Source organism: Pseudomonas sp. MWU13-2105 (assembly GCF_023242315.1).
Classification (GTDB): domain Bacteria; phylum Pseudomonadota; class Gammaproteobacteria; order Pseudomonadales; family Pseudomonadaceae; genus Aquipseudomonas.
The window spans coordinates 358,422-369,992 of record NZ_JALLIY010000006.1 but is presented as its reverse complement, the minus strand read 5'-3'; the positions used below and the strand labels follow the sequence as shown (position 1 = coordinate 369,992).

Below are 11,571 nucleotides of genomic sequence, written 5' to 3'. Positions count from 1 at the left end.
GATCTATCAACAAGGACGAAGAGGCGCCGATCTTCCAGGTCGCCGATTACGGCCTGGTGGCGGACTTGTTCGAGGCTGTGCCTGAGTTCGAGAAGCTGGTCTGATCCAGCGGCTTGGCTTATAAAAGAACCCGGCTATTTGGCCGGGTTTTTTTTGGCGAGTTATTTATCGAACGCTTCGTATCCCTTGTAGGAGCCAGCTTGCTGGCTCCCAGTGTCGAGCGATGCCAGGTGTTATCAGCGTGGCGTGTCTCGGCGCTGGATGAGTTTTGAGAGGGAGATTCGGATCATGGACAGGCTTCGCGCCGTTGCGCTGTCACTGCTGCTGGGCTTGCCCGTATTGGCCCCGCCGGCCCAGGCGCTGGGCAAGTGCGAGCGCCTGATCGTCACCGGCAGCCCGGATGCGCCGCCGTACCTGTGGCGCGATCCGCAGGACCCGGTGCACCTGATCGGCGCCAGCGCCGACCTGCTGCGCCAGGTGGCGGGGGAGTTGGGGCTCAAGGTCGAGGTGCTCTACGGCGGCAAGCGCTCCGAGGCCCAGGAGGAGGTGCGCAGCGGGCGCATGGACCTGCTGGTGGATGCGCCGATCACCCTCGACGAACTGGATTCGCTGGACTATATCCCCCCGGCACTGCTGCACAACGACTTCCTGGTCTGGACCCGCAAGGATTCGCCGCTGCTCTACAACAGCGCCGAGGACCTGTCCGGGCACGCCGGGGCGGTCTCGGAAAAGGCCCGGATGACCCAGCCGTTCAACGACTTCAGCAAGGCGCGCCTGACCCTGCAGCGCACGCCGGCCCTGACCCCGGCCTTGCACAAGCTGCTGCTGGGCGAGGTCGAATATGTGCTGGCCGGGCGTTATGCCGGCATGGTCACGGCCCAGGCCCTGGGCATGGCCAACGACCTCAAGGCCTATCCGCAACCGGTCGACCAGCCGGGACTGTTTCTCGCGGTTTCCCACAACTCGGCCTGCAATGACCCCTGGTTGCGCGGACAGTTGGCGAAAAAGATGACAGAATTGCCCGCCTCCGGCCTGACCGAAGCCGCGCTGCAGCGCAATCTGGAGCGTTGGAAGGCGCAATTGCAACCGGTCAGCGCCCCCAAACCGTAGGGATTTTTTGTGAGTATTCGACCTCTATTTGCGGCCCTGGCCGTGCTGGCGCTGGCGGGCTGCGCCACCGACCCGGCGCCGAACGAGCAGATGCGTCTGACCGAGCGCGCCATCGCCCAGGCCCATGCCGTCGGGGCCAATGCCAATGCTGTCCCGGAGCTGAAACAGGCCGAGGACAAGTTCCGCCGGGCCAAGGCCAATATGGCCGAACAGGCTTACCGTGGTGCCCGGCGCAAGTCCGAGCAGGCCGAGCTGGATGCACGCCTGGCCGAGGCGCGGGTGCTGACCGAGAAGAGCCAGGAGCAGGTCACCCTGCTCAACACCCGTATCACGCGCCTGCACAAGCAACTGGAGATGGCTCAATGATCTATTCGAGCGCGAGGGCGGGCGGCCTGTTGTTGCTGGCCTGTGTCGGCTTGTACGGTTGCGCCGGCCAGAACGATAGCGAGGCGGCCTTGCAGGCGGCATCGGCGAGCTTTCAGAAGGTCAAGGAAGACACCAATGTGTTGCGCTATGCGCCCAAGGACGTGATCCGCGCCGGTGAGTCGCTGGCCCGTGCCGAGCGCCTGTCCGGTTATTTGGGCAGCGCCGGTGACGTCGAGCATTACGCCTATCTGAGCGAGCGCTACGCCGATATCGCCCGTGAGCACACCGAGACTGCGTTGAACCAGGAGCGGGCGGCCAAGCTTGAGCTGGAGCGTCAGCGCCTGCAACTGGCGTTGCGCGAAAGCAAATTGCTCAGCGTGCAGCAGCAGGGCAAGTGGGTGGAGGAACAGATCGCCAGCCTGACCAGCAACCAGAAAGATCGCGGCCTGGTGATGACCCTCGGCGATGTACTGTTCGACACCGGTGAGGCGGAGCTGAAGAACTCGGCCAATCGCACGGTGCTCAAGCTGGTGCAGTTTCTCCAGCTCAATCCGCGGCGCGTGGTGCGCATCGAGGGCTATACCGACAGCACCGGTGATAGCGACGGTAACCTGAAGCTGTCCCGTGAGCGCGCGCAGTCGGTGGCCGATATGCTGGTTGACCTGGGGATCGACGAGAAGCGTATCCAGGTCGAGGGTTATGGCGACCAGTACCCGGTGGACGTGAATGCCAGCGAGCGCGGGCGGGCGCAGAACCGTCGGGTCGAGATTGTCTTTTCCGACGAGAAGGGCCGGCTGGGCGCGGCGCGCTGACGGCGGTCGGTCTCTAGCAAAAACCCGGCACCTTCAAAGGCGCCGGGTTTTTTATGGCCTCTACATCCTCGAAAACACCAGCAACCCGCTAGGAACCCGGCTTGCCGGCGATGGGGCCCCTGAGTCTTGCGCGCCATCGCCGACAAGCCGGGCTGTTACAGGAGATGCGGTGTTGGGGAGATCGTACGCGCCCATACAGTTTTACTTCTCCTGGCACTGTATTGTCGACTATTGTAGAAACTGTGCCAGTACACTTTTGAACTGTTCCGGTATTGTTGCCTCCAAGAATAAAAATGCCGTCGAAACCGAGTGCCGCTTCATGACCAATCTATTGCTCTACCAACGTATTGCTCAGCAGCTCGCCGAGGATATCCGGCGGGGGGTCTATCAGCCGGGCGAGCGCGTGCCCTCGGTGCGCAAGATGAGCTCGCAGCTCAATGTCAGCCACGCCACGGTGCTGCAGGCCTATGCCAACCTGGAAGACCAGGGGCTGATCCGTGCGCGTCCGCAATCGGGCTACTACGTGCACCAGACCCCGGCCCTGACCGCGCCCACGCCGGACATCGCCCGGGTCGAACGACCGGGTCTGGTGACCCGCAGCAGCATTATCCAGCAGGTGTTGGTCGAGTCCCGCCGTGAAGGTGTGTTTCCCTTCGGCGCGGCGGTGCCGTCGGTGGATTACCTGCCGGTGCGGGCGTTGCACCAGCAATTGGCCAAGGTCACGCGCTTCCACAGCCCGCGGGCCTTCAGCTACATGTTCAGTCCCGGTTTCGAGCCGTTGCGTCGCCAGGTGGCGATCCGCATGCGCGACGCCGGGGTGGTGATCGACCCCTCGGAAGTGGTGATCACCCACGGTTGCGTGGATGCCCTGCAAATGTCGCTGCGGGTGCTGACCCGGCCGGGCGACCTGATCGCCGCCGAGTCGCCGACCTACTACGGCTTGTTGCAACTGGCCGACCTGCTGGGCCTGAAAGTCATCGAGATTCCCAGCGACCCGTCCACCGGGATGAGCCTGGAAGCCCTGCAACTGGCGGCCAACCAATGGTCGATCAAGGCCCTGGTGCTGACCACGCGCCTGAGCAACCCGCTGGGCGGGACCATGCCGGAAGAACGGCAGAAGCAGTTGCTGCGCCTGGCCTCGGACTTCGATATCCAGATCGTCGAAGACGATATCTACGGCGAGCTGATGTTCGAGGTCGGCCGGACCAAGGCCCTCAAGGCCTATGACCGCCTGGACCGGGTGATCTACTGTTCGAGCTTTTCCAAGACCCTCTCGCCCGGCGTGCGCATCGGCTGGATGATCGCCGGCAAGTTCCAGCAGGAAATCCAGCGCTTGCAGACCTTCAGCACCCACTCGGCGTGCAGCGTGACGCAGATGGCGGTGGCGGCCTACCTGGAAAACGGTGGCTACGACCGGCACCTGCGCTATATCCGCCAGGAGTACCGCAAGAACCTCAGCGCCTTCCAGCTGGCGGTGCAGCAGTTCTTTCCGGAAGGGACGCAGATGACCCGACCTACCGGCGGTTTCATCCTGTGGGTCAGCCTGCCGGGGCGGGTCAACACCCAGGAGTTGCACGTGCGGGCACTGCAGCAGGGCATCAGTATTGCCCCGGGGCTGATCTTCAGTAACACCGAACAGTTCAATCACTGTATCCGGCTCAACTGCGGAATCCCCTGGAATCGCGAGGCCGAGCGGGCGTTGATGACCCTCGGCATGCTGGCCAGCCAGCTGTGCCAGGAAACGGCGGCCGGGCTTCTGTGACGGGCCGGGGACAAGCCTGGGCGGTCCTGGATGATCGCCCGCTTGTCAGGAGACGCTCAACAGGCGAGCATATGCCCCCCCCGTGGTCCGTGCCGTAGAGCCTATGAAAGCGACTCTTTCCATTCGTTTGCTGTTGATTTTCGTGCTGACAGGCGTGGCCTCGGGAGTTGCTGTGACGGCGCGGGCCCAGGACACAAACGTAGCCGCGACGACGGCGAAAAAGCCGCTCGGGAGCCCGGCCAGCAGCGTCAAGCTGGTGAAGAAAAAACACCCGCCGAGTAAACGGACAACTGCCCAGAAGGCGTCGCCGGGCAAGGCCAGGCAGCGTGCGCCGATGGCCGCCAAGGCCGTGCCGGCCAGTGACGCGCTGAACACCAGGCTGCCACTGCCCCAGCTGGATCTGAGCCTGCCCCAGGACATGGTCAAGCGCCTTGAGCCGCCAGGCACGGTACCCTTGTCGAAAAGTCGGCCGCTGTTGCCGCAACTGTTCGAAAAAGCCCCTGAACAGACACCTTTCCAGCTCAACGGGCGCTTGCTCAAGAATGAAATGGATCTACAGTTGCGTAACGAGGGGCGCAAGGAAGTCGACGGCGCGGCCCTGGATTTTGAATTCAAACAGTAAAACGGCCTGCCCGGCACGACGTTTCGTCGGTGACTGGGCGGTCATGGGCCTGATCCGTGAAAAACAATTGTGCGACCAATTTTAAACAGCCGTTTTAGCGGTTACTCTGTCCTCCACACACCTTTTCCCCTATCAGGAGCTTGTCGTCATGAAGTGCCGTGAGGGCTGTGGCGCTTGTTGCATCGCCCCTTCCATCAGTACGCCGATTCCAGGCATGCCCAACGGCAAGCCGGCGGGAGAACGTTGCGTGCAACTCTCGGTCGAAGGATTGTGCGATCTGTTTGGCAAACCCGAGCGGCCCGCGGTGTGCGGGGCTTTCCAGGCTGATCCCGAGGTTTGCGGCAGCAGCCGCGAAGAGGCGATCCGCCTGATCGGCTGGTGGGAGCAAATGACAGCGGCGTGAGGTGTGTTCAATGAACGGAACTTCAACAATAAGGAATAAAACAATGAGTTCGCTGCATCGAATGGCTGTAGTTTGTGGTTTGACTGTCCTGTTGAGCGGTACCGCCTACGCGGAGACCTGGGAAACGGCCAAGGACCAGGACGGTATCAAGGTCTCCCTGAGTGAGGTGTCCAACTCCAAGTACAAGGCCTACCGTGGTGTGACCCTGATCAAGGCGCCGGTGGCGAAGATCCAGGCGTTGCAGGAAGACGTGGTCGGCGCCTGTGCCTGGATTCACGAGTGCAAGTCGCAGAAGCTGTTGAAGAAAGAGGGGGACCTGAGCTGGACCTACACCCAGTTCAAGGCACCGTTCCCGGTTACCGATCGCGATTCCATCCTGCAGATCACCACCACCAAGGCCGCTGACGGCAGCCTGACCCGTGCGCTCAAGGAAGTGCCGACCTATCTGCCGGAAGAGAACGGTTATGTCCGTGTCGCCCAGGTGGACGGCTTCTGGAAGCTGGTGCCCAAGGATGGCGGCATGACCGAAGTGACTTACCAGGTGCATACCGAGCCAGGTGGCAGCGTGCCTTCGTGGTTGGCCAACAAGTTTGTGGTCGATGCACCGTTCAATACCCTCAAGGCCTTGAAGGAGCGCGCCGAGAAGTGAGGGGCTGATCTACTCGGCTTGTCAGACATTGTGGGAGCCGGATTTATCCGCGAAGAGGCCCTTGAGGTCGCAAAAAGCCTCGCGGGCAAGCACCGCTCCCACATCAGGTTATTGGGCGTTCTCCAGGGGCAATGCCTTTCACATCCGGTTGAACGATCACCCATGCTCTACAGTCCAGATACTGTAAGCCCCTTCCTGGGCTTTACCGAGGAGGCACCGATGAGCAAGTGGGCAGTTACCTTCGTCGACGATCATGGCGTGCAGGACACGGAGCACTTCGAATGTGCCGACGAGCCGGACCTGGAGCAGGCCGCGCGGTTGATTCGTGCCAAGCTGTTGCCGGTTCCCGCCACGCTGGACCTCAATGACCTGGAGGGCCGTACCCCGGAGCCGACGGTCAAGAGCCTGAAGGATCAGAACAGCATCCAGATCCTCAGTATCACGCCTTTACCCTGACCGCGTTTTTCCTCTGCACTGCCTCTGGCAGAGGCGATGTCATCGCGCTACTCTGCAAGGGAGATCAGCGAATGATTCGCTATAGGTCTGGTCTTGTCAGCTACATGCTTGTTTCCCGGTTGTCGTATCGCCAGTGCCGTTCGGTGTCTGGTTCGGGAGTACGGAAAGTCTATCCAACGCTTGCTGAGGAGGACGTTTCATGAGCACAGCCTATCAAGAAGACATCAGCAGCAACGTGCTGCGCCGCATGAAAGAAGGCGGTTTCGATTTCGCACGCATCCATCCCATCGAGTTCTATGCCGTTTTCCCGGACGAGGAGCGGGCGCGCAGGGCGGCAGGCAAATTTCGCGGTGAATCCTTGAATGCCCAGGTCAGTGTCCGCGACGACGGGGCCTGGTACCTGGAGCTGAGCAAGGTGATGTACGCCACCTATGGCGGTATCGGCGACTTCGAACAGAACTTCGGGGCGGTGGTCGAGCCCCTGGGCGGCACCATCGAAGGTTGGGGCGTCAAGCACCCGGTCCGGGCGCTCAATTGAGAGACTTCTTTCCACCAGCAGCGGCTGACCCCAGGGTCGGCCGTTTTTGTTCACACGCACAAAAAAGGACCGCCCGGGCAGGCGATCAAACTCTGGCTATGCTGGTGATAGGCCAAGCCTGCTTCGCAATGAGGCGCGGCTGATCGCATTGGGGCATTTACTGCACAGTGATGGTGCGGCGCAGCTTGGATGATTATCCAATCTGTTGATATTAAAGCGTTTATGCCGATGGCACGGGCCTTGCGAAGGCCCTTGTGACCGGGTGACAAGGAGCACGGCATGATCCGCACCTATTTTGACGAGATGTACGATGCCGGCGGCCAGGTCCGCCCGCATTACCGGGAGTTTGCTCGTTGGCTGGCCGATACTCCCGAGGAGTTATTGGCACAACGGCGACGTGAGGCCGATCTGCTGTTTCATCGCGCCGGGATTACCTTCACCCTTTATGGCGACGAACAGGGTACCGAACGCCTGATTCCATTCGACACCATTCCCCGCAGTATTCCCGCCAGTGAATGGCGCGTCGTGGAGCGCGGCTGCATCCAGCGGGTCAAGGCGTTGAACATGTTTCTCGCCGACCTCTACCACGAACAACGCATCATCAAGGCCGGGATCATCCCCGCCGAACAGGTCCTGGCCAACGAGCAGTACCAACTGGCCATGCAGGGCCTGAACCTGCACCGCGATATCTACTCGCACATTTCCGGGGTCGACCTGGTCCGTGATGGCGACGGCACCTACTACGTCCTGGAAGACAACCTGCGGACTCCCAGCGGTGTGAGCTACATGCTCGAAGACCGCAAGATGATGATGCGCCTGTTCCCCGAACTGTTCGCCGCCCAGCGCATCGCGCCCATCGACCATTACCCCAACCTGCTGCTCGACACGCTGAAAAGCTCCAGTCCGCTGGACAACCCGAGCGTGGTGGTACTGACGCCCGGCCGCTTCAACAGTGCGTTCTTCGAGCACGCGTTCCTGGCCCGGGAAATGGGCGTGGAACTGGTGGAGGGCGCGGACCTGTTCGTGCGTGACGACAAGGTTTTCATGCGTACCACCGACGGCCCGAAACAGGTGGATGTGATCTATCGTCGCCTCGACGATGCGTTCCTCGATCCGCTGGCCTTCAACCCCGACTCGATGCTCGGCGTGCCCGGCCTGTTGTCGTCCTACCGGTCCGGCAATGTGGTACTGGCCAATGCCATCGGCACCGGGGTGGCGGACGACAAGTCGGTGTACCCATTCGTCACCGACATGATCCGTTTTTACCTCGACGAAGAGCCGATTCTGCAGAACGTGCCGACCTGGCAATGTCGCAAGCCCGAGGAACTCTCCCACGTGCTGGCGCATCTACCGGAATTGGTGGTCAAGGAAACCCAGGGCTCGGGTGGCTACGGCATGCTGGTGGGACCGGCGGCGAGCGCGGCGGAAATCGAGAATTTCCGCGCTCGGCTCAAGGCCAAGCCGCATGCCTATATCGCCCAGCCGACGTTGTCCTTGTCGACCTGCCCGACCTTTGTCGAGAGCGGCATTGCCCCGCGCCATATCGATCTGCGTCCATTTGTCCTCTCCGGTCGTGAGACCCGCGTCGTGCCGGGCGGGCTGACCCGTGTCGCACTGCGCGAAGGCTCCCTGGTGGTGAACTCGTCCCAGGGCGGCGGCACCAAGGACACCTGGGTGGTCGAGGATTAAGGAAGCCTGACATGCTAAGTAGAACTGCCTCGGATTTGTATTGGATGTCGCGTTATCTGGAGCGCGTGGAAAACCTCGCGCGGATGCTCGACGTGAGTTATTCGTTGTCGTTGATGCCGCAGGACGGTCGCGGCGACGGCCTGCATGAAATGGCCATGCCATTGCTGATCACCGGCACCCTGGACGATTACCTGGAGCGTCATGGCGAGCTGCACGCCGACCGACTGCTGCACTTCTTCGCCCTGGACGCGGCCAACCCGGCGAGCATCTTCAGCTGCCTGCGGGCGGCGCGGGCCAGTGCCCACGCGGTGCGTGGGCGGATTACCGCGGATATGTGGGAAAACATCAACGCCACCTGGCTGGAGATTCGCGGCATTGCCGACCAGGGTTTGGGGCGCTATGGCATGAGCCGTTTCTGCGAGTGGATCAAGGAGCGTTCCCACCTGTTCCGCGGGGCGTCCTACGGCACCATCATGCGTAACGATGCCTTTCGCTTCATTCGCCTGGGCACCTTTATCGAACGGGCCGACAACACCCTGCGCCTGCTGGATGCGCGCTACGACATGGCCGGCGACCAGGCCGACGCAGTGAGCGACGGCACGGCCCACGCTTATTACCAGTGGAGTGCGTTGCTGCGGGCCTTGTCGTCGTTCGAGGCCTACACCGAGATCTACCGTGATGCCCCGGGCGCACGGCAGGTCGCCGAACTGCTGTTGTTGCGTGCCGATGTGCCGCGCTCATTGCGCGCCTGCACCGAAGAAATCGACCAGATCCTCGCCAGCCTGCCGGGTATCAACGGCCGGCCGGCCCAGCGCCTGGCCGCCGAGATGGATGCGCGGCTGCGCTACACCGGTATCGATGAGATCCTCGACGAAGGCCTGCACACCTGGCTGATCGAGTTCATTCCCCTGGTTGCCGAACTGGGCAACGCCATACACAGTTCCTACCTGGAGGCTGCATGAGACTTTCCATTAGCCACGAGACCACCTATCACTATGAGGATCAGGTGCGGGCGAGCATCCAGTATTTGCGTCTGACCCCTCACGACAGTGAGCGCCAACACGTACTCAGTTGGCAACTGACCCTGCCGCGTCCGGTGCGTGCGCAGCTCGACCCGTTCGGCAATATCCTTCATGTGCTGACCCTCGACGAGCCCCACGAAGCCATTATCATCGGCGCCCGCGGCCAGGTGGATATCGACGAGCAGCGCGAGGCCGAGCACGAGAGCCAGTCGGCCTTGCCGTTCCTGCGCATGACCCGCCTGACCGAGCCGGACGATGCCCTGCGTGGTTTCGCCGACAAGCAATGTCGCAAGCGCCGGGACCGCAGCGCGTTGATCGACCTGATGCACGCGCTGAACCAGCACATGGCCTACACGCCGGGTGCCACCGAGGTCGACACCAGCGCCGCCCAGGCCTTTGCCCGGCGGGCCGGGGTGTGCCAGGACCATACCCATGCGTTCCTGGCCTGCGCGCGCAGCCTGGGGATTCCGGCGCGTTATGTGTCGGGGTATCTGTACAGCGAGAACAGCGAGCACCTGGCCAGCCATGCCTGGGCCGAAGCCTGGCTGGACGACGCCTGGTACAGTTTCGATGTGACCAACCAGTTGTCCCGGCCGGAGCGCCATCTGAAGCTGGCCGTGGGCCTGGATTACCTCGACGCCTGCCCGGTGCGCGGGATGCGCCGGGGCGGCGGCTGTGAGCAGATGCACGCCAAGGTGCTGGTATCGCCGACGCCGATCCTGTCGGTGCAGCAGCAGTAAGGTCCTAGATCGGCTGTTTACGTTTGGCCATGTGCTTCAAGTACGCCAGCAACTGATCCAGTTCGCCATCCGGCAGCACCGCCGGGGCGAACGCCGGCATCTTCGCCTGCGGCCAGTGCCGCAGGCTCTGCGGGTCACGGATATAACGCTTGAGATAGCCGACGGCGAAGTATTCGGTGGGGTTGTAGGGCAGGTTCAGGTCCGGCCCGACCTGGGCATCGCCGGCGCCGTTGAGCCGATGGCAGGCCAGGCAGTTTTTCTGAAACAGCGCGAAGCCCTTGTTCACTGGATCGTTGGTCGCCAGCTTCGGGTCCGGGCGCAGGGCCGGGAAGCGTTCGGCCACAGGCGCCAGGCGCTTGATGCTCGCCATCTGATAGGGCCATTGTTCGGGGCTGATATGGCCCGCCTGTGGGTCTGTCCAGACCAGGTAAAAGGGGCCGGCACTGGGTTTGCCTTCAGCCAGTGGCGGCCAGGGCTTGGCCGGATCCTCGATCGCCAGCCAGGCCTGGGCGCCTTTGCGATTCAACAGCGGGGCGGCGGCCATCTCGGCGGCAAAACCATCCAGCGCCACCGCCTGCAGGTGATCGTCGGCCTTGATGCCTTCCAGCAGCAGCGCCATCGGCACCGCGCGATAGGTCATGTCGCGCTTGTAGGAGACATCATCCTTGACGCTGAGGTCCTGGGCCCGGCCCAGCAGTTCCTCGGTTTGCCAGGTCCGGCTGCCACTGCCCTGGGGCAGTTCCAGTTGCGCGGCGTAAAGGGTGGGGCAGAACAGCAGGGTCGTGAACAGTATCAGCGGCTTCATTCGCTAGGGGGACCTGTCGTGGCGGCCTCGTCGGCCGTGTTGTCGTCGTTTTCGAAGACCCAGCCCGGGGTGTCTTCGACATGGTCGAACGGCGCGTCGCGCAATTCTTCGTAGTTACCGCCGTGGACGATACCGAGGTGGTCATGCTTGATCAGCGTGTCTTCGGCGTCAGTGCTCCGTCGCGGATCTCGTCCACCGCGCGATTCACATCGATGATGCCTGCCCGGGCAGAACGGCTGATGAGCAGCGCGATAGTGACGATCCAGTGGCGCATGAGCCTCCCTCCATCGAGTCATGGCTCAAGATTGGCACACAAAACCGCACTTCGGTAGTGAACCGATGAAGGTCGCGGTGGGGGTGCCGGGAAACACGCCACGGGGCGTCTAGCCGATCACTTTGGTGAGGTTCGGCAGGATCAACAGTAATGTGGTGGCGATGACGATGAGACCGGCTTGACGGATTTTCGAATGCTTGAACATGGCTGACTGCCTTTTGTTGTTATTCCTGACGACGACTACTGACAACAATACTGATGCTTACATAGGGATGCCCCGGCAAAACCCGACGGCCATCACTACAGGCTTAACCTTAGAGCCC

General features: G+C 62.2%; 14 protein-coding genes and 1 pseudogene. 13 read left to right on the top strand and 2 right to left on the bottom strand.

The annotated features are described in order from the left end of the window. The 13 genes and pseudogenes from M5B96_RS11460 to M5B96_RS11400 all read left to right on the top strand — a co-directional run. Positions 1 to 104: pseudogene (locus M5B96_RS11460) on the top strand (electron transfer flavoprotein subunit alpha/FixB family protein); the annotation flags it as partial. A 184-nt stretch (positions 105 to 288) separates the two neighbouring features. Further along, on the top strand, positions 289 to 1,110 hold the full coding sequence (locus M5B96_RS11455) for a substrate-binding periplasmic protein (RefSeq protein ID WP_248796813.1): 822 nt from the start codon (positions 289 to 291) through the stop codon (positions 1,108 to 1,110). Between the two features lie 9 nt (positions 1,111 to 1,119). Further along, positions 1,120 to 1,476: a DUF4398 domain-containing protein gene (locus tag M5B96_RS11450; protein WP_248796812.1), complete on the top strand. Its 357-nt coding sequence runs from the start codon at positions 1,120 to 1,122 to the stop codon at positions 1,474 to 1,476. After that, positions 1,473 to 2,288 (top strand): OmpA family protein, encoded by an 816-nt coding sequence (locus M5B96_RS11445; RefSeq protein WP_248796811.1) that lies wholly within the window; start codon positions 1,473 to 1,475, stop codon positions 2,286 to 2,288. Before M5B96_RS11450 ends, M5B96_RS11445 begins: the two co-directional genes overlap by 4 nt. Before the next feature lie 319 nt (positions 2,289 to 2,607). Further along, positions 2,608 to 4,050: a PLP-dependent aminotransferase family protein gene (locus M5B96_RS11440; RefSeq protein ID WP_100940706.1), complete on the top strand. Its 1,443-nt coding sequence runs from the start codon at positions 2,608 to 2,610 to the stop codon at positions 4,048 to 4,050. Between the two features lie 103 nt (positions 4,051 to 4,153). Beyond that, on the top strand, positions 4,154 to 4,672 hold the full coding sequence (locus M5B96_RS11435; RefSeq protein ID WP_248796810.1) for a hypothetical protein: 519 nt from the start codon (positions 4,154 to 4,156) through the stop codon (positions 4,670 to 4,672). Between the two features lie 148 nt (positions 4,673 to 4,820). Beyond that, positions 4,821 to 5,075 carry a YkgJ family cysteine cluster protein gene (locus M5B96_RS11430; RefSeq protein ID WP_248796809.1) on the top strand — a complete coding sequence of 85 codons (255 nt, stop codon included), beginning with the start codon at positions 4,821 to 4,823 and terminating at the stop codon, positions 5,073 to 5,075. A 43-nt stretch (positions 5,076 to 5,118) separates the two neighbouring features. After that, positions 5,119 to 5,724: an START domain-containing protein gene (locus tag M5B96_RS11425; RefSeq protein WP_248796808.1), complete on the top strand. Its 606-nt coding sequence runs from the start codon at positions 5,119 to 5,121 to the stop codon at positions 5,722 to 5,724. 219 nt (positions 5,725 to 5,943) lie between these two features. Further along, complete coding sequence (locus M5B96_RS11420; RefSeq protein WP_248796807.1) at positions 5,944 to 6,180, top strand: hypothetical protein; 237 nt, start codon at positions 5,944 to 5,946, stop codon at positions 6,178 to 6,180. 199 nt (positions 6,181 to 6,379) lie between these two features. Further along, on the top strand, positions 6,380 to 6,718 hold the full coding sequence (locus tag M5B96_RS11415; RefSeq protein ID WP_100940701.1) for a ribonuclease E inhibitor RraB: 339 nt from the start codon (positions 6,380 to 6,382) through the stop codon (positions 6,716 to 6,718). 279 nt (positions 6,719 to 6,997) lie between these two features. After that, positions 6,998 to 8,407, top strand: coding sequence for a circularly permuted type 2 ATP-grasp protein (locus M5B96_RS11410; RefSeq protein WP_248796806.1), 1,410 nt, complete (start codon positions 6,998 to 7,000; stop codon positions 8,405 to 8,407). 11 nt (positions 8,408 to 8,418) lie between these two features. Beyond that, positions 8,419 to 9,369: an alpha-E domain-containing protein gene (locus tag M5B96_RS11405; protein WP_100940699.1), complete on the top strand. Its 951-nt coding sequence runs from the start codon at positions 8,419 to 8,421 to the stop codon at positions 9,367 to 9,369. Continuing rightward, positions 9,366 to 10,169 (top strand): transglutaminase family protein, encoded by an 804-nt coding sequence (locus M5B96_RS11400; RefSeq protein WP_248796805.1) that lies wholly within the window; start codon positions 9,366 to 9,368, stop codon positions 10,167 to 10,169. The genes M5B96_RS11405 and M5B96_RS11400 overlap by 4 nt, the downstream gene beginning before the upstream one ends. 4 nt (positions 10,170 to 10,173) lie before the next feature. Here M5B96_RS11400 and M5B96_RS11395 read toward each other — a convergent pair whose 3' ends face one another. Together M5B96_RS11395 and M5B96_RS32510 are read right to left on the bottom strand one after the other, a co-directional pair. Further along, entirely contained in the window at positions 10,174 to 10,974 is an 801-nt protein-coding gene (locus tag M5B96_RS11395; protein ID WP_248796804.1) for a cytochrome c, read from the bottom strand. Between the two features lie 151 nt (positions 10,975 to 11,125). Continuing rightward, positions 11,126 to 11,248, bottom strand: a complete 123-nt coding sequence (locus M5B96_RS32510; protein WP_263859513.1) for a hypothetical protein — start codon at positions 11,246 to 11,248, stop codon at positions 11,126 to 11,128. Between the last annotated feature and the right edge of the window lie 323 nt (positions 11,249 to 11,571).